This window comes from Nocardiopsis oceanisediminis, assembly GCF_048595525.1.
Classification (GTDB): Bacteria; Actinomycetota; Actinomycetes; order Streptosporangiales; family Streptosporangiaceae; genus Nocardiopsis_A; species Nocardiopsis_A oceanisediminis.
In genome coordinates this window covers 2,826,394-2,844,477 of sequence record NZ_JAFMZJ010000001.1, presented here as the reverse complement: position 1 = coordinate 2,844,477, position 18,084 = coordinate 2,826,394, and the positions used below count along the sequence as shown (strand labels likewise).

Sequence of the window (18,084 nt, the reverse complement as noted above, 5' to 3'; positions counted from 1 at the left end):
GGCGGCCCCCCGGCCCCCGGCGCCGCGGCCCCGCCCGAGCGCCGCGGACACGGCGCAGAGAAGCCGGGCGCCGCCCCTCCCCCGCCGCCCCCGCAGAGGACCCGACGCCGCACCCCGCAACCTCCAGGCCCCGCCCCCCCCCGCACACCGCGGAGCGGGGCGGCGCCCCCGTCGGACACCGCCCCGCTCCCCGCCGCACCGCGCCGAGACCCGGCGCGGCAGCCCTCAGTCCGCCTTCGCCAGCGTGCCCAGGTACAGCTCGATCACGTTCGGATCGGACAGCAGCTCCCGCCCGGTGCCCGTATAGGCGTTCCGGCCCTGGTCCAACACATAGCCCCGATCGCAGATCTGCAGGCAGCGGCGGGCGTTCTGCTCCACCATGACCACCGACACCCCGGTCGAGTTGATCTGCTTGACCCGGTGGAACACCTCGTCCTGGAAGATCGGCGACAGACCCGCCGTCGGCTCGTCCAGCAGCAGCACCGACGGCTCCATCATCAGCGCCCTGCCCATCGCGACCATCTGCCGCTCACCACCGGACAGCGCCCCCGCCTTCTGCCGGCGGCGCTCCGCCAGCAGCGGGAACAGCTCCGCCACCTTCTCGAACCGGCCCCGGAACGCCTTCGGGCGCAGGAACACGCCCATCTCCAGGTTCTCCTCCACCGTCAGCGTCGGGAACACGTTCTGCGTCTGCGGGACATAGCCCACCCCACGCGACACCAGCTCGTGCGCGCTCAGGTTCGCAATGCTCCTCCCGCGCAGCACCAACTCCCCCGAACGGACCGGAAGCAGCCCGAACACCGTCTTCACCAGCGTCGACTTCCCCGCGCCGTTCGGCCCGATGATGCCCACGACCTCGCCCTCGGCCAGCGTCAGCGTGCACCCGTTGAGGATGTTCACCTCCGGGATGTACCCCGCCACCACCTCATCGGCGACCAGCAGGTACTCCCCGTAGTCCCGCACCGGCCCCGCACCCGCGTGCTCCAGCACCTCCTCCCGGGCGTCCTGCAGCGACGCCGCGCCCTCAGCGGCCGCCGCAGCCTCCCCGGCCCCGCGCTCGACGTCGCCCATCAGGCCTCCTCCTCCGCGTCCCGCGCGGCCTCGCCGCCCCCGCCCGGCCCGTCGTGCCGGGTCCCCAGATAGGCGTCGATCACCCGCTCGTCGGAGCGGATGTCCTCCGGCCGCCCCTCCGCGATGACCCGCCCCTGCGCCAGCACCACGATCCAATCGCTGATCCCCATGATCACGTCCATGTCGTGCTCGACGAAGAGCACCGTCATGCCCTCGTCCCGCAGCGCGGTGATATGCCCCAGCAGCGACTGCACCAGCGCCGGGTTCACCCCCGCCATCGGCTCGTCCAGCATCACCATCGACGGATCCACCATCAGCGAGCGCGCCATCTCCAGCAGCTTGCGCTGACCGCCCGAGAGGCTGCCCGCCAGATCGTCCTTCTTCGCGTCCAGCTTGAACCTGCGCAGCAGGTCCATCGCCCGCTCCCGCTGGACCGCCTCCTGCCGGCGCCACGCCGGCGGATACAGCGCCCCCAGGAAGCGCTCCCCCACCTGCCCCGGCGCCGCCAGCAGCATGTTGTCCAGCACCGTCAACCGGGTCAGCGCCTTGGTCAGCTGGAACGTGCGCACCATGCCCTGCCGGGCCACCCGGTGCCCGCCCAGCCCGTTCAGCCGGCGCCCCTCGAACGACCACTCGCCCGCATCCACCCGGTCGAACCCGGTCAGCAGGTTGAACAGCGTCGACTTACCCGCGCCGTTCGGACCGATCAGCGCCGTGATCGTGCCCCGCTGCACCTCCAAGTGCTCCACGTCCACCGCCGTCAGGCCGCCGAACGTGCGCCGCACCCCGCTCGCCTTCAGAATCGGATCCGGCTTGGGCACACCCGGCACCGGCTCCACACCGGCCATGCGGTCCGCGGCCCGCGCCGCGCTCGCCTCACTTGACATTGACCAGCATCTCCTTGCGGTTGCCGATGAGCCCTTGCGGCCGGTACACGATCAGCAGCACCAGCGCCAACCCCACGAACGCATGCCGCAGCGCACCGATGTCCCCGCCGTCCAGGAACGGCAGCGCACCGATCGTCAGCAGCGAGCGCAGCGTCTCGTCGAACGCCGTCAGCAGGAACCACAGCACCATCGGCCCCAGCACCGCGCCGAACGTCCGCGCGGCACCGCCCAGCAGCAGCATCGCCCACAGGTAGAACGTCACCTGCGGCATGAACTGGTCCGGCGTGATGTTCTGCTGGTGGATCGCCAGCAGCGCGCCGGCCACACCGCCCAGCACACCGCCCAGCACCAGGCTCTGCATCTTGTAGACGAACACGTCCTTGCCCAGACTGCGGACCGCGTCCTCATCCTCCCGGATGCCCTTGATCACCCGGCCCCACGGGCTGTGCATCAGCGCCCAGGTCAGCAGCAGCGCCACCGCCACCAGAGCCCACGCCACCAGCATCGTCCACAGCTGGTTCGCGCTGAACTCCACACCCGCCACGCCGTACCGGCCCGACGGGATCGGGTTGGCCCCGATGAACCCCGCGGCCAGGCTCTGCCTCCCGTACACGCCGCCGGTCAGCGGCCGCGCGAACTCCGCCCGGTACAGCAGCCGGAGCGCCTCCGCCACCGCGATCGTCGAGATCGCCAGATAGTCCGCCCGCAACCGCAGCGTCGGAACGCCCAGCAGCAGCGCCAGCACCGCCGCACACGCCACGCTCAGCAGCAGCGCCGCCCACAGCGACAGGCCGAACGTGCCCACACCGATGCCCACGCCGTACGCGCCCACCAGCATGAAGCCCACCTGGCCGAAGTTGAGCAGCCCGGTGTAGCCGAAATGCATGTTCAAGCCGATCGCGGCCAGCACGTAGATCGCCGCGATCGGGCCGATGGCCGTCGTCAGGGAGGTCGAGATGATGTTCCAGAAGTCCATCGCCGTATCTCCCCTAGCCCACTCGCTCGCGGCGGCCCAAGATGCCCTGCGGCCGGACCAGCAGCACCAGGATCATGATCCCCAGCGCCCAGACGTTCATCAGCTGCGGCGAGAACCACAGCGTGGACAGCATGGCCACCAGGCCCACCACCAGGCCGCCGACCATCGCCCCGTACGCGGTGCCCAGACCGCCCAGGATCACCCCGGCGAACATCAGCAGCAGCAGATGGAAGCCCATCTGCCAGTGCACCGTCTGGTTCAGCCCGTAGAAGACGCCGCCCAGGGCCGACAGCGAACCGCCCAGCCCCCACACGTACAGCGTCACCCGGTCCACGTCGATCCCCGACGACTCCGCCAGATCCCGGTTGTCCGCCACCGCCCGCATCGCCTTCCCGATCCGGGTGAACTGCAGCATGCTCGCCACCAGGACCAGCACCGCCACCGACAGCAGCAGGATCGCCAGATCCCGCGGGGTGATCGAGACCGGCCCCAGCTCCAGCGGCTGCTGGATCCGGAACTGCTCGTACTTCTCCCGGCGGGCGCCGAAGAGCACCAGCAGCACATGGCGCAGGATCAGCGAGACGCCGATGGTCACGATGAACATCTGGATCAGCGCCACGTGCCGCTTGCGCAGCGGGCGCCACAGGAAGCGCTCCAGGAACATGCCGAGCCCGCCGCCCAGCACCACCGCCAGGACCAGCCCCACCACCAGCGGGTTGAGCAGGAAGCCCAGGACCGGCACGCCCGCCACCGACTCGTGCAGCGACGAGAAGAGCGTCATCGTGCTGAACATCATCGCCATGAAGGCGCCGAAGGTGACCATGTCGCCGTGGGCGAAGTTGATCATCTTCGTGGTGCCGAAGATCAGCGACAGCCCCACCGAGGAGATCGCGATGATCAGACCGAAGATCACGCCCGAGACGGCGAGCTGGACGAACTTGTCGCCGAACGAGGCTCCCGCGTCGACGCCGGGCACCTCCTCGGCGCCCTCCTCCTCGGCCGCACCGCCATCGCCGGCGCCGGTACCGCCCTCGGCGCCGTCCTCCGCGCTCGGCGAGGCCGACTCCTCGGCGGCCTCCTCCGGGGTCTGCAACCGGAAGACCACGGTCCGCTGCTGGTCGGGCCGGACCTCGACATCGAGCTCGCTGCCGGGCTTCTCCGGCACCACGTACTCGTCGGGGACCGACTCCTCGTCCAGGACGACCCGGTAGTCGCCCGGACCGGGCAACTCGACTTCCCATCTTCCCTCAGAGTCGGTGGTCGCCTCACCGATCACCTCGTCGCCTTCCGTACCTTCGTAGACCGTGATCTCCAGGCCTTCGACGGTGGTGGGCTGACGAATCTGACCGTTGAGGTTCTCACCGCCCTGGGCGTCTGCCGCTGCCGCCCCTGGGATCACCATGAAAGCGGCGATCACGGCGAGCAGCACAGTCACGAGGCGTGTGCGCACGCGCGCTCCTTGCGCATCTGAGAACTGACGGTTCCAGACGGTTCGTCCGGAACCGGGAGGTATCCATCGGTGGCGCGAGTTTAGCCCGGTTTATCGGAGCCTTTCAGCATCGCTAATGCGACGTGATGCAACCGGTACCCCTTCGTGTGAATCCGTGACCGGATCGCAACACACTCCACTCCTGCACCCAGCGCCCCCTCTTGACCTGCACACTTCCAACATGAGAAGAGCACCGGCGCCGGTGCGGCGAGGCCCGGAGCGCCTCGGCCGGGGCGCTCCGGCCGAGCGCACGGCTCCGCTCCGCACACGGCGGCCCCGCGTACGGCCCCGCACGCAGAACGCCCCCGGCCGGTTCCGGCCGGGGGCGTCGCGCGCCTCGGGGCGCCTTCGGAGCGGGCAGGGCGGAGCAGGGCCCGGGAGGCCCGGGGCCGCCGCCCGCCCGGGCGGCTACCCCTCCTGCTCCAGGGTCTCGACCACGGTCTCGGCCACCTTGCGCATGGTCAGCCGGCGGTCCATGGAGTTCTTCTGGATCCAGCGGAACGCCTCGGGCTCGCTCAGCCCGTGCCGGCTCTGCAGCAGGCCCTTGGCCCGCTCCACCAGCTTGCGCGTCTCCAGCCGGTCCTGCAGCCCGCTGACCTCGGCCTCCAGCGCGGACAGCTCGGCGTACCGGCTGACCGCCATCTCGATGGCCGGCACCAGGTCGGTCTTGCTGAACGGCTTGACCAGGTAGGCCATCGCCCCGGCGTCCCGCGCCCGCTCCACCAGGTCCCGCTGGGAGAACGCGGTCAGGATGACGACCGGAGCGATCCGCTCGGCCGCGATCCGCTCGGCCGCCGACAGGCCGTCCAGCACCGGCATCTTGATGTCGAGGATGACGAGGTCGGGTTTGAGCTCACCGGCGAGCCGCACCGCGGTCTCACCGTCGCCCGCCTCCCCCACCACGGCATAGCCGTCCTCCTCAAGCATCTCCTTGAGGTCCAGCCGGATCAGGGCCTCGTCTTCCGCGATCACCACGCGGCTCTGCGTCGTCGTCACGGACACGAGGGTACCGAGAACGTGTAGACTCCGGGACGTCGGCTTCCCTGCTACGGAGAGCCACACCCCCAAAAACCGGACATCTTACGCAATTTAGATGATGTCAGGAAATAGGGCCGGAATGGCGGAATGGCAGACGCAATTGCCTCAAAAGCAATTGTCCTTCGGGGCGTGTGGGTTCGAGTCCCACTTCCGGCACCAGGAAAGTCATCCACAGAAAACCTCGAGGCGCGTCAGCGCCTCTTCTTTTTTTCCTGTGGAAATCGAACTCAAGTTCGACTCGATGGGCGATCCTTGCCCCATGTACCCCCGTGAAACCGTGAACGAAGCCCTCCTGCTGCACACGCTCGGCTGGACCGACCGAGAAGTCGCCACCGCGCTCGACGTCTCCATCCAATCAGTACGCCATTGGCGCACCGGCCGCCGACGCGCCCCCGGCACCGAACTGCGTCGCGCAGAACGGACCGCCTACTGCCCCATCTGCTCGAAAGCCGCCCTGGACCGGTCCGCCTACTCCTATCTGCTCGGGCTCTATCTGGGAGACGGCCACATCACCCGCCATCGGCGCGGTGTCCACTACCTCTCCGTCTTCTGCACCGACTCCTACCCTTCACTCATCCGCCAGTGCGAGGAGAGCATGGGGAAGGTCTTCCCGTGCACACCTTTCCGCGTCCGGCGAGTCGGCTGCACCGAGGTGAAGGCGGCCTCGAAGCACTGGCCCTGCGTGTTCCCTCAGCACGGTCCCGGCAAGAAGCACAGCCGACGAATCCTCCTGGCAGGATGGCAAGAGGAAATAGTCGGCGAATGCCCTCAGGAGCTCGCTCGCGGCCTGTTCCATTCCGACGGATGCCGGATCAACAACCGGGTCCGCCGGAAGGTCCGGGGCGAGTGGAAGTACTACGACTACCCCCGGTACTTCTTCAGCAACACCTCCCCCGACATCCACGCCATCCTCACCCGCTCCCTGGACCTCATCGGGGTCGAGTGGACCCTGCGCTGGCAGAAGCTGAAGAACGAAAAGCACCGCGACGCCGGCATCCTCTCCGTCGCCAAGCGGGATTCCGTCGCTCTACTGGACACCTTCATCGGGCCGAAAAGCTGATTGCGGAGGGCTCAGATCCCCCGGTGCTCCCGGCGGTCACATCACGGCTACAACCTGGGCACAACCCGTGAGTTTGGTCGCCACAAGGGCCCGAGGTCCCTGATCCTGGAATTCGAGGGGGTGCCGCGGAACGACTTCGTCGGCCGCCGGTACCCGGTGGCGAAGGGAGTTGACGGTGCTGACCGCGGTGGCCGGGATCGTCGGGGTGCTGGTGATCGGCGCCTGGGCGGTCGTGGCCTGGGGTTCCAAGCGGCGGCAGCCGTGGCTGATGGCCCCGCTGGCGCTGCTCGCGGTCGTGCTGGTGGTGCTGGGGCAGCCCGGTTGGGCCTTCCTCCCCATCGCGGCGCTGCTCGCCGGCTCCTTCGCCGAGCTGGTCATCGGCGCCCGGGAGGCGCCGACCCTGCGCACCAAGGACCCGGACGGGCCGCTGAGCACCGAGCGGTGGGCGGCCGCGGTCGCCGCGCCGTTCCGGGTCGCGGTGGCCGAGCCGTGGGACGTGGTGGTCCGGCCGCAGCTGCGCCGGCGCTACCGCAAGGTCCTGCAGGCCGAGTGGGGCGTGGCCGACCGGGCCGGGCTGCTCGCCGCGGTCGACCGGCTCTGGTCCGAGCTGCACGCCGGCCCCTCCGCCGATCTGGTGGTGGACCTGCGCACCGGGACGGCGCGCACCCGGGTTCCGGAGGGGGCTCCGGCGGGCGCCGGGGAGCAGCGGGTGCTGCTCACGCCCGAGCAGGTGGGGCGGATGCGCGAGGTGACCGGTGCCGACGACCGGGCCGAGACGGTGGTCATCGGCGCCTACGAGTGGTGGAAGTCGGCGCACCTGGTCCGGTTGGCGTGCGGGGGCGCGACGCTGGACTGGCTGAGCCAGGCCGAGACGCAGAACCTGCTCCGCCGGGTCGCCTCGGATCTGCAGCGGCGCTATTCGGGCTGGCAGCAGCTGGCGGAGGCGTTCCACGCCGGGTACCTGCTGTGGCACGGCGGGGGTCCGGACGGGGACGTGGTGGACCGGGTGTGGGTGGCGCTGGGGCTGCTGGATTCCGCGCCGGACAGCCCGTGGAACCTGCTGCCGTGGGACATGCCGCTGGAGCGGGCGCCTTATGAGGCTGCGCCGGGGTCGGCGGCGGAGTCGGCGGGGGCGAGCGACGGCCGGCGGGGGGAGGCCGCGTCGGGGCCGGAGGGGGCCGTGGGGGGTGCGCCGCCGCAGGCGCGGCATCCCTGAGGGGCCGGGGGCGCTGCGGGGGTCCTTCTCCCGCCCGGTCCGCTGGTCCGTTCGGGCGGTGTCCCGGTCGGTCTGCGGTCCGCGTGTTCCGCTGCGGGGCGGCGGGTGCCTCCGGGGGGCGTTCCTTCTCGCGGTTCTCCGCGTCCTCCCGGGGCGGGAGCGGTCGCGGCGGTCCGGTGGGGCGGCGCGGTTCCGCGGCCGGGGTTCTCGCCCTGTGTCCGCCGGGGCGTCTTCGGGGCGGTCCTCCGCGGTGTGCCGCCTTCACGGTGTGCCGCCTTCGCGGTGTGCGGTCGGGGGGGCCGCGGGGGCCAGGGAGCGGGCGGCGGGCGCTGGGCGCCCGTTGGCCGATCCGCCGCTCCCCGTGCCCCGCCCGGGGTGGCGCGGGGTCGCGCTTCCCGGGGCCGGGGCTGGTGGCCGGGGTGTCGGTGGGGCGGTGGCTGGTCGCCCCGTTCCGGTTCCCGTGCCGTTTCGGTGCCGTTCTTCAGCGGTTCCGGTTCATCGGTTCCGCCGGCGGCGGGTCACTTCCCGTGCGTGATGGCGTCACCGATGCGGTGCACGCGCAGGGAGTTGGTGGAGCCGGGGGTCCCGGGCGGGCTCCCGGCGACGACGACGACCTTGTCGCCCTTCTGGTAGATGCCCATGTCGAGGAGTTCGGTCTCGACCTGGCGGACCATTTCGTCGGTGTGGTCGACCCAGGGCACGCAGTAGGCGTCCACGCCCCACTGGAGGGAGAGGCGCCCCTTGGTGGTGGTCTGGGTGGTGAAGGCGATCAGCGGGATGGGCGACCGGTAGCGGGCCAGCCGGCGGGCGGTCTCGCCGGACATGGTGAAGGCGACCAGGGCCTTGGCGCCGACGGTGGCGCCGACCTCGGCCGCGGCGCGGGCGATGGCGCCGCCGGTGGTCTCGGGGACCCGGTTGAGGATGTGCGAGGCGCGCAGGGATTCCTGCTCTGCGGCGACGACGATCCGGTCCATGGTGCGGACGGTCTCGACCGGGTATTTGCCCACGCTGGTCTCGCCGGAGAGCATGACGGCGTCGGCGCCGTCGAGGACGGCGTTGGCGACGTCGGAGGTCTCGGCGCGGGTGGGGCGGGGTGCGCTGATCATGGATTCGAGCATCTGGGTGGCGACGATGACCGGTTTGGCCTTGTCGCGGCAGCGCTCGATGGCCCGCTTCTGGACCATCGGGACGTTCTCCAGGGGGAGTTCGACGCCGAGGTCGCCGCGGGCGACCATGACGCCGTCGAAGACTTCGATGATGTCCTGGAGGCGCTCGACGGCCTGGGGCTTCTCGATCTTGGCGATGAGGGGGACGCGGACGCCCGCCTCGTCCATGATGCGGTGGACCTCGTCGGCGTCGGCGGGGCTGCGCACGAAGGAGAGGGCGACCATGTCGACGCCCTGGGCGAGGGCCCAGCGCAGGTCGCGCTCGTCCTTGTCGGTGAGTGCGGGGACGCTGACGGCGACGCCGGGGAGGTTGAGCCCCTTGTGGTTGGAGACCGGGCCGCCGATGATGACGCGGGTGTGGACGTCGGTCCCGGTGGTCTTGGTGCATTCGAGGACGACCCGGCCGTCGTCGATGAGGACGCGGTCGCCGGGGCGGACGTCTCCGGGGAGGCCCTTGTAGGTGGTGGACACCTTGCGGGCGTCGCCGGGGACCTCCTCGGTGGTGATGGTGAAGGGGTCGCCCGGGGTCAGGTCGACCGGTCCGTCGGCGAAGGTGCCGAGGCGGATCTTGGGGCCCTGCAGGTCGGCGAGGATGCCGACGTTGCGTCCTTTCTCCTTGGCCGCCGCGCGGACGTTCTCGTAGTTCGCGCGGTGGTCGTCGTGGGTTCCGTGGCTGAGGTTGAGCCGCGCCACATCGAGCCCTGCGTCGACGAGTTCGCGGAGGGTCTCCGGACTCGAGGTGGCAGGGCCGAGGGTCGCGACGATTTTCGCTCGACGTGTCACTCTTCCCACTCTAGAGCTTTTCGGGGCCGGAGTGGTCTAAACCAGGTTGCGAGTGGGCGTATGATCGGCGGCTTTCTCGGTATGTGGACGCGGCCGCGGGGGGAAGGGGGCGGGGTGTGACCCTCCGGGGTCGCGCCGTGCGCGTGCGGATACCGGCGCTGGTCTCGGCGGTGCGGGTGCGGGGGCGCTCCGGTGCCCCGCGTCGCCGGGGCGGTCGGCTCGGGGCGGGCGGCCGGGGGCCGTCCGCCCGGTGCGCGGCGGGTCGTGCCCGGTTCAGGGGCCGTCGGCGCGGCCGGGGATGCGGCCGTAGGCGCGGAGTATGAGGAGGCGGCGGATAGTGGCCATGCCGCGCCAGTCGTCGCGGGCGCGCTCGGTCCAGTAGGGGCGGGCGGTGGGCCAGCCGCCGTCCGGTTGCTGGGTGCGTTCCAGGAGGTCGAGGTTGGCGTCGATCTCGGCGTCGGTGAACATGCGCCGGGCCAGGGATTCGGGGGTGGGTGCGAGGTCGAGGGGCCTGCGGACGGCTCCGGGGCGGTCGGCGTCGAGTTCGATGGCGGCGCGGATCATGGGGGCGAGCCGGTCGGCTTCGGCGGCGGCGCGGGCCTGGTCGGGGGCGTGGTGCAGGAAGGTGCACACGGCCATGGCCTCGTCGGGGTCGGTCCAGTGCAGGGCGGCGATGCGGGTCCAGCAGAAGGCGGTGGCGCGGTCGCGCCAGGGGCCGGTGACGTGGCCGCGGTGGAGGAGGCCGGTGATGGCGGCGGTGGGGCGCAGGGCGCCGCGGGGGCCGATGTCGGCATTGCGCCAGTGCGGGGCGGCTTCGGTGTAGCGGGTGCCGTGGGTGACGGGTGGTACGCCGCCGTCGCGGCCGGTGACGGAGGTGAGGTAGGTGGTGATGCCGGTGGCGGTTTCGGGCGGGATGGGGCCGAGTTCGAGGAGGTGGCGGAGGGCGTATTCGACGGCGAGCGGTTCGCTCCGGTGTCCGCGCAGGTCGGGGTAGAGGCCGTTGCCGTAGCCTCCGTCGATGTTGCGGTAGGCGTCCAGGGCGGTGCGGACGGGTTCGGTGGGGCCGGAGGCGAACAGGTGGTCGTAGCGGCGCCGGTCGAGGAGTCGGGCGGTGCGGCTGATGAAGTGCTCTGCGGCGTGTAACGCGTCGGCGGTGACCGTCTTCATGCCTCGGAATCTACGCCTGGGGACCGCCCCGCAAACCTGACCGACTTGCACGCTATGCCGGTTTTTGCCACTTCTATAACCAGGCAAAGAGGATGAACGGCGACGAACGCCGCCGAAAGATGCTCACGCATCCTTAACGCCTCCGGGCGGCCGGGCGCTCCGGCCGCCCGCCGCGCGGCGCCGGCGGCGGGCCAGGACCAGCGCCCCGGCCCAGGAGCAGAGCACCGCCGCGGCGGCCGCGAGCCGGACCTCCGTCAGGTACTCCGCCGGGTAGACCACGCCGGTCAGGTAGTGCTCGACGAACCCGCCCGGCGGCAGGCCGCTCTCCCCCGCGCGCAGCCGCGCCCACTGCTCCACGTGGGTGAGCGGGCAGTCCCAGCCGATCGCGATGATGCCCAGCCCGTAGCAGGCCGCCGCGGCGTGCGGCCACAGCGCGGCCGGCCACCGCCAGGCGAGGAACCCGCCGGCGACGACGTAGCCGAGGAAGGCGAAGTGCACCAGCATCGCCGCCTCGGCGAGCAGCCGGTAGCCCATGCCCGGACCGTACCCCGGGCGGGCCGCCCCGCCCAGGGCCGCGAAGGGTCCGGGCGGCGGGCCCGGAGATCCCGCCCCTGTCCGCGGCCGCTCCGGGCCGGCCCCGCGACCGGGTCCGCCCGCCGGCCCGGGGCGGGGCGCCCCGGGCCGGCGGGCGGTGTGCGCCGGCGCCGGCCTCCGGTCAGACCAGCGGGCGGGCGGTCGGCGGGATCGCGGTGGGCAGCGAGGACGGGGCCCCGGCGCCCAGGTAGCGGTCGACGCCGGCGGCCGCGGAGCGGCCCTCGGCGATGGCCCAGACGATGAGGGACTGGCCGCGCCCCATGTCGCCGGCGCAGAACACGCCCTCGACGCCGGTGGCGTACTCCTCGTCGCGGCGCACGTTGCCGCGGCCGTCGAACTCGACGCCCAGCTGCTCCAGCAGGCCCTCCTTCTGCGGCCCGGTGAAGCCCATGGCCAGGGTGACCAGTTCGGCGGGGATCTCCCGCTCGCTGCCGGGGACCGGCTCGAAGCCCTTGTCGGTCCGCTCGACGTCGACCAGCTTGAGCGCGCGCACCCGGCCCTGGTCGTCGCCGAGGAACTCCAGGGTGTTCACCGAGTAGACGCGCTTGCCGCCCTCCTCGTGGGCGCTGGTGACCTTGTACAGCGTCGGCATGGTCGGCCAGGGCTGGGAGCCGGGCCGCTTCGCCGGCGGCTTGGGCATGATCTCCAGCTGGGTGACGGAGGCGGCGCCCTGGCGGTGGGCGGTGCCGACGCAGTCGGCGCCGGTGTCGCCGCCGCCGATGACCACGACGTGCTTGCCCTCGGCGGTGATCGCCGGGGTGTCGGTGTCGCCCTCCTGCACCCTGTTGGCCTCGGGGAGGTAGTCCATGGCCTGGTGCACGCCGTCCAGCTCGCGGCCGGGGACGGGCAGGTCGCGGGTGATGGTGGCGCCGCCGGCGAGCACCACGGCGTCGTTGTTCGCGCGCAGCTCGCGGGCGGTGATGTCGGTGCCGATGTCCAGCCCGGTGCGGAACCGGGTGCCTTCGGCGGCCATCTGCGCCAGGCGCCGGTCGAGGTGGCGCTTCTCCATCTTGAACTCGGGGATGCCGTAGCGGAGCAGGCCGCCGATGCGGTCGGCGCGCTCGTAGACGGTGACGTCGTGCCCGGCGCGGGTGAGCTGCTGGGCGGCGGCGAGGCCGGCCGGGCCGGAGCCGATGACCGCGACCTTCTTCCCGGTGCGCACGGCGGGCGGCTGCGGGCGGACCCAGCCCTCCTCCCAGGCCCGGTCGATGATGGAGACCTCGACGTTCTTGATGGTCACGGCGGGCTGGTCGATGCCGAGCACGCACGCCGACTCGCACGGGGCGGGGCAGAGCCGCCCGGTGAACTCGGGGAAGTTGTTGGTGGCGTGCAGGCGCTCGATCGCCTCGCCCCAGTCGTGCCGGTGGACCAGGTCGTTCCACTCCGGGATGAGGTTCCCGAGCGGGCAGCCGTTGTGGCAGAACGGGATGCCGCAGTCCATGCAGCGGGACGCCTGCTTGGTGACGGTGCCGCGGTCGAAGTCCTCGTAGACCTCGCGCCAGTCGCTGATGCGGACGTCGACGGGGCGGTGCGCGGGCAGCTCCCGCTCGGTGATCTTGAGGAAGCCCTTGGGGTCGGCCATGTTTCTGATCCCTCCTTTCGGCGCGGGGCCCTATGCCTGGGCGGCGGCCATGACGGCCTGGTCGACGTCGGTCCCGTTCGCCTCGGCCTCGGCCTGGGCGGCGAGGACGCGCTTGTAGTCGCGCGGCATGACCTTGGTGAAGCGGGGCCAGGCGGCGCCGGGGTCGGCGAGCAGCCGGGCGGCGACGGCGGAACCGGTCTGCTCGGCGTGCCGGGTGAGCACGTCGAGGAGGAATTCGCGGTCCTCGGTGTCGAGCGGGTCGAGGTCGACCATCTCGGGGTTGACCCGGTGCGGGTCGAGGTCGAGGACGTAGGCGATGCCGCCGGACATGCCGGCCGCGAAGTTGCGGCCGGTGCGGCCGAGGACGACGGCGCGGCCGCCGGTCATGTACTCGCAGCCGTGGTCGCCGACGCCTTCGGCGACGGCCAGGGCGCCGGAGTTGCGGACGCAGAACCGCTCGCCGACGATGCCGCGGAGGAACACCTCGCCGGAGGTGGCGCCGTAGGCGATGACGTTGCCGGCGATGATGTGCTCTTCGGCGGTGATCGGGGCCTGCTCGGGCGGGCGGACGGTGATCCGGCCGCCGGACAGGCCCTTGCCGACGTAGTCGTTGGCGTCGCCGACGAGGCGCAGCGTGACGCCGCGCGGGACGAACGCGCCGAACGACTGGCCGGCGGCGCCGGTGAAGGTGATGTCGATGGTGTCGTCGGGCAGGCCGTCGGCGCCGTGCCGCTTGGTGACCTCGTGGCCGAGCATGGTGCCGACGGTGCGGTTGACGTTGCGCACCGGCAGGTCCAGGGAGACCTTCTGGCCGTAGTCCAGGGCGCCTTCGCTGAGCTGGATCAGGGTGTTGTCCAGGGCCTTGGCCAGGCCGTGGTCCTGGGTGCGGCTCTGCTTGGCGTGGTCGCCCTCCCAGGGGTCGACCTTGTGCAGGACGGGGGCGAGGTCGAGCCCGGCGGCCTTCCAGTGGTCGACGGCCTCGGCGGTGTCGAGCAGCTCCACGGCGCCGATGGCCTCGTCCAGGCTGCGGAAGCCCAGGGCGGCGAGGTATTCGCGGACCTCTTCGGCGATGAACTCGAAGAAGTTGACCACGAACTCGGCCTTGCCCGAGTAGCGCTTGCGCAGCTCGGGGTTCTGGGTGGCGACGCCGACCGGGCAGGTGTCCAGGTGGCAGACGCGCATCATGACGCAGCCGGAGACGACCAGCGGGGCGGTGGCGAAGCCGAACTCCTCGGCGCCGAGGAGGGCGGCGACGATGACGTCGCGGCCGGTCTTGAGCTGGCCGTCGGCCTGGACCGTGATGCGGTCGCGCAGCCCGTTGCGGAGCAGGGTCTGCTGGGTCTCGGCGAGGCCGAGCTCCCAGGGGGTGCCCGCGTGCTTGAGCGAGGTCAGCGGGGACGCGCCGGTGCCGCCGTCGTGGCCGGAGATGAGCACCACGTCGGCGTGGGCCTTGGAGACGCCGGCGGCGACGGTGCCCACGCCGGCCTCGGATACCAGCTTGACGTGCACCCGGGCCTGCGGGTTGGCGTTCTTCAGGTCGTGGATGAGCTGGGCGAGGTCTTCGATGGAGTAGATGTCGTGGTGGGGCGGCGGCGAGATGAGGCCGACGCCCGGGGTGGAGTGCCGGGTCTGGGCGACCCAGGGGTAGACCTTGTGGCCGGGCAGCTGGCCGCCCTCGCCGGGCTTGGCGCCCTGGGCCATCTTGATCTGGATGTCGTCGGCGTTGGTGAGGTAGTGCGAGGTGACGCCGAACCGGCCGGAGGCGACCTGCTTGATGGCGCTGCGCCGGAGGTCCCCGTCGGGGTCGGGGGTGAAGCGGCGCGGGTCCTCGCCGCCCTCGCCGGTGTTGGACTTGCCGCCGAGGCGGTTCATCGCGATGGCGAGGGTCTCGTGGGCCTCGGCGGAGATGGAGCCGTAGGACATGGCGCCGGTGGAGAAGCGCTTGACGATGGCGGAGACCGGCTCGACCTCGTCGATGGGGACCGGTTCGCGCACGCCCTCCTTGAGCCGGAGCAGCCCGCGCAGGGTCATCAGCTCGCCGGCGCGGCGGTCGATCTTGGAAGTGTACTCCTTGAAGATCTCGTAGCGCCGGGTGCGGGTGGAGTGCTGGAGCTTGAAGACGGTCTCGGGGTCGAACAGGTGCGGTTCGCCCTCGCGGCGCCACTGGTACTCGCCGCCGACGGGCAGCCGGCGGTGGTCGGCCGGGTTGGCGGCGTGCGCGGCGGCGTGCCGCATCCGCACCTCTTCGGCGAGCACGTCGAAGCCGACGCCGCCGAGCCGGGAGGTGGTGCCGGTGAAGCAGTGGTCGACGACCTCGGGGCCGATGCCGACGGCCTCGAAGATCTGCGCGCCGGTGTAGGAGCTCACCGTGGACACGCCGATCTTGGACATGACCTTCAGGACGCCCTTGCCGTAGGCCTTGACGGTGTTGCGCACCGCGGTGCCGGCGTCGATGCCGCCGATGACGCCGCGCTCGGCGAGGTCGCGCACGGTGGCCAGGGCCAGGTAGGGGTTGACGGCGGAGGCGCCGTAGCCGAGCAGGAGCGCCATGTGGTGGCATTCGCGGGCGTCGCCGGCCTCGGCGACCAGGCCGACCTGGTTGCGGGTCTTCTCCCGGACCAGGTGGTGGTGGACGGCGCCGGTGAGCATGAGCGAGGGCACCGGGGCGCGGCCGGGGCCGGAGCCGCGGTCGCTGAGCACCAGGATGCGGGCGCCGTCGGCGATGGCGCGGTCGGCTTCGGCGCAGATCTCGGCGAGGCGCCGGGAGAGCGCGGTGCCGCCGCCGTCGACCTCGTAGGTGCCGTTGAGGACGTGCACCCGGAAGGCGGGGTCGCCGTCGGCGGTGCCGGCGGCGCGGATCGCGGCGAGTTCGGCGTCGTCCAGGATCGGGGTGGGCAGCACGATCCGGCGGCAGTCCTCCGGGGTGCCGGCCAGGACGTTCTCCTCGGCGCCGAGGGCGACGCCGAGGCTGGTGACCAGCTCTTCGCGGATGGCGTCCAGCGGCGGGTTGGTGACCTGGGCGAAGCCCTGGGTGAAGTAGTCGAAGAGCTGCCGGGAGCGCTTGGAGAGCGCGGCGACCGGGGTGTCGGTGCCCATGGAGCCGATGGGTTCGGCGCCGGTGCGGGCCATCGGGGTGAGGATGATCCGGAGTTCTTCCTCGGTGTAGCCGAAGACCTGCTGGCCGCGGAGGAGGTCGTCGCCGGCGGCGGGTTCGGCCGGGGCGGCGGGCAGGTCGGCGAGGCGGACCACGCCCTGGGCGAGCCATTCGGCGTAGGGCTGCTCGGCGGCGAGTTCGGCCTTGACCTCCTCGTCCTCGACGATGCGCCCCTGGGCGGTGTCGACGACGAAGATGCGGCCGGGCTGCAGGCGGCCCTTGCGGACGACGGTGGCGGGGTCGATGTCGAGCACGCCGGCCTCGCTGGCGAGGACGACGAGGCCGTCCTCGGTGACCCAGTAGCGGCCGGGGCGGAGCCCGTTGCGGTCCAGGACGGCGCCGACGAGGGTGCCGTCGGTGAAGGAGACCGAGGCGGGGCCGTCCCAGGGCTCCATGAGCATGGAGTGGAACTCGTAGAAGGCCCGCACCTGCGGGTCCATCTCGGTGTGGTTCTCCCAGGGCTCCGGGATCATCATCAGCACGGCGTGCGGCAGGGACCGGCCGCCGAGGTGGAGGAGTTCCAGGGCGGCGTCGAAGGACGCGGTGTCGGAGTCCTCGGGGTCGACGATCGGGAAGAGCCGGGACAGGTCGCCGGGGAGCACGTCGCTGGCGAGGGTGGCCTCGCGGGCCCGCATCATGTTGCGGTTGCCCTTGACGGTGTTGATCTCGCCGTTGTGCGCGACGTAGCGGAACGGGTGGGCCAGCGGCCAGGACGGGAAGGTGTTGGTGGAGAACCGGGAGTGGACCAGGGCCAGCGCGGAGGTGTAGCGCCGGTCGGACAGGTCGGGGAAGAACGGCTCCAGCTGCGGCGTGGTGAGCATGCCCTTGTAGGCGATGGTGCGCGGCGACAGGCTGGGGAAGTAGACGCCGGTCTCGTGCTCGGCGCGCTTGCGCACGCAGTAGGCGTACCGTTCCAGGTCGATGCCGGTGAGCCCGGCGGCGGGGCCGCCGGCGGCGCCGGCGAGGAACGGCTGGGCGAAGTGCGGCATGGCCTCGCGGGCGGCGGGGCCGCAGTAGCGCGGCTCCACCGGGAGGTCGCGCCAGCCGAGGACGGTCAGGCCCTCGTCGGCGGCGATGGCCTCGATGCGGGCGACGGCGGCGGCCCGGTCGGCTTCGCCGGCGGGCAGGAACGCGATGCCGGTGGCGTAGGCGCCCGCCTCCGGCAGGTCGAAGCCGGCGGTGGCGCGGTAGAGCTCGTCGGGGATCTGGGTGAGGATCCCGGCGCCGTCGCCGTCGTCGGGGTCGGCGCCGGAGGCGCCGCGGTGGTCCAGGTTGCGCAGGACGGTGAGGGCCTTGCCCACGGTGTCGTGGGTGCGCCGGCCGGTGAGGTCGGCGACGAACCCGACGCCGCAGGCGTCGTGCTCGAAGGAACGGTCGTAGAGGCCCTGGTCGGAGCCGGGGCGGGTGGCCGCGTTGCGGGTGGGTTCCGCGTCCGTGCGGTCGAGCGGACGCTGCACCTGGCCAGCAGGCATCTACCCTCCATGTCGTCGTGCGTATGGGCTTCGTTGAAAGCGCATCCGGGACGACATTGGCCCTGCTGCGGTGTGTTCGGTTCGGTTGTGTCCGGCTGCGGTGCCGGGGGCGGGCGGGCCGCTGCCCGCTCCGCTCGGTCCAGGGGGTACACGTCCTCGTGGTGACCGCCGCGGAGCGCGCCTGGTCGGGCCCGCTCGGGTGATTCAGGTTATACAACGTGGTCGGGGCGGTACGCGAATCCCAGGTCTCGGCCGCGGGCCGCCACGGTGCGGCCCGGTTCGCTGCGCCGGCTCCCCGCCTCGGCAAGGATACGACGGTCGCCCCCTCCCGGTGGTACCGGGTTGGCGGAGGTGTTTCCAGCGGCCCGGGGGGCCAAACATCGACACACCGGGCGAAGCGTTCTCTTGGCAGCGTAACAAGGCGTTGAC

12 protein-coding genes and 1 tRNA gene are annotated in these 18,084 nt (G+C 71.9%); 3 read left to right on the top strand and 10 right to left on the bottom strand.

Annotated features, from left to right (window positions below; all coding sequences use genetic code 11):
• Positions 1–225: 225 nt before the first annotated feature.
• The 5 genes from J0910_RS12600 to J0910_RS12580 all read right to left on the bottom strand — a co-directional run bounded on the left by J0910_RS12600 (position 226) and on the right by J0910_RS12580 (position 5,398).
• Positions 226–1,071, bottom strand: a complete 846-nt coding sequence (locus tag J0910_RS12600; RefSeq protein ID WP_420158684.1) for an ABC transporter ATP-binding protein — start codon at positions 1,069–1,071, stop codon at positions 226–228.
• Positions 1,071–1,919, bottom strand: coding sequence for an ABC transporter ATP-binding protein (locus J0910_RS12595; protein ID WP_420161977.1), 849 nt, complete (start codon positions 1,917–1,919; stop codon positions 1,071–1,073). The genes J0910_RS12600 and J0910_RS12595 overlap by 1 nt, the downstream gene beginning before the upstream one ends.
• 28 nt (positions 1,920–1,947) lie before the next feature.
• Complete coding sequence (locus J0910_RS12590) at positions 1,948–2,934, bottom strand: branched-chain amino acid ABC transporter permease (protein WP_420158683.1); 987 nt, start codon at positions 2,932–2,934, stop codon at positions 1,948–1,950.
• 13 nt (positions 2,935–2,947) lie between these two features.
• Positions 2,948–4,363, bottom strand: coding sequence for an ABC transporter permease subunit (locus J0910_RS12585; protein WP_420161976.1), 1,416 nt, complete (start codon positions 4,361–4,363; stop codon positions 2,948–2,950).
• Between the two features lie 468 nt (positions 4,364–4,831).
• Positions 4,832–5,398, bottom strand: a complete 567-nt coding sequence (locus tag J0910_RS12580; RefSeq protein WP_017591265.1) for an ANTAR domain-containing response regulator — start codon at positions 5,396–5,398, stop codon at positions 4,832–4,834.
• Between the two features lie 136 nt (positions 5,399–5,534).
• Between J0910_RS12580 and J0910_RS12575 the strand changes: the two genes are divergently transcribed.
• The 3 genes from J0910_RS12575 (at position 5,535) to J0910_RS12565 (ending at position 7,737) form a co-directional block, all read left to right on the top strand.
• A tRNA-Leu gene (locus tag J0910_RS12575) sits at positions 5,535–5,620 on the top strand.
• 100 nt (positions 5,621–5,720) lie between these two features.
• Complete coding sequence (locus J0910_RS12570; protein ID WP_420161975.1) at positions 5,721–6,521, top strand: helix-turn-helix domain-containing protein; 801 nt, start codon at positions 5,721–5,723, stop codon at positions 6,519–6,521.
• Between the two features lie 175 nt (positions 6,522–6,696).
• On the top strand, positions 6,697–7,737 hold the full coding sequence (locus J0910_RS12565; protein ID WP_420158682.1) for a DUF1266 domain-containing protein: 1,041 nt from the start codon (positions 6,697–6,699) through the stop codon (positions 7,735–7,737).
• Positions 7,738–8,255: 518 nt separating this feature from the next.
• Here J0910_RS12565 and pyk read toward each other — a convergent pair.
• From pyk to gltB, 5 genes are all read right to left on the bottom strand, one after another.
• Positions 8,256–9,686, bottom strand: coding sequence for a pyruvate kinase (pyk, locus tag J0910_RS12560; RefSeq protein ID WP_420158681.1), 1,431 nt, complete (start codon positions 9,684–9,686; stop codon positions 8,256–8,258).
• Between the two features lie 273 nt (positions 9,687–9,959).
• Positions 9,960–10,853, bottom strand: coding sequence for a prenyltransferase (locus tag J0910_RS12555; protein WP_420158680.1), 894 nt, complete (start codon positions 10,851–10,853; stop codon positions 9,960–9,962).
• 123 nt (positions 10,854–10,976) lie between these two features.
• Positions 10,977–11,387: a DUF2784 domain-containing protein gene (locus tag J0910_RS12550; RefSeq protein ID WP_420158679.1), complete on the bottom strand. Its 411-nt coding sequence runs from the start codon at positions 11,385–11,387 to the stop codon at positions 10,977–10,979.
• Between the two features lie 181 nt (positions 11,388–11,568).
• Positions 11,569–13,029, bottom strand: a complete 1,461-nt coding sequence (locus J0910_RS12545; protein WP_420158678.1) for a glutamate synthase subunit beta — start codon at positions 13,027–13,029, stop codon at positions 11,569–11,571.
• 30 nt (positions 13,030–13,059) lie between these two features.
• The gene (gltB, locus tag J0910_RS12540; RefSeq protein WP_420158677.1) at positions 13,060–17,655 is read right to left on the bottom strand and encodes a glutamate synthase large subunit; all 4,596 of its coding nucleotides are present in this window, start codon (positions 17,653–17,655) and stop codon (positions 13,060–13,062) included.
• Between the last annotated feature and the right edge of the window lie 429 nt (positions 17,656–18,084).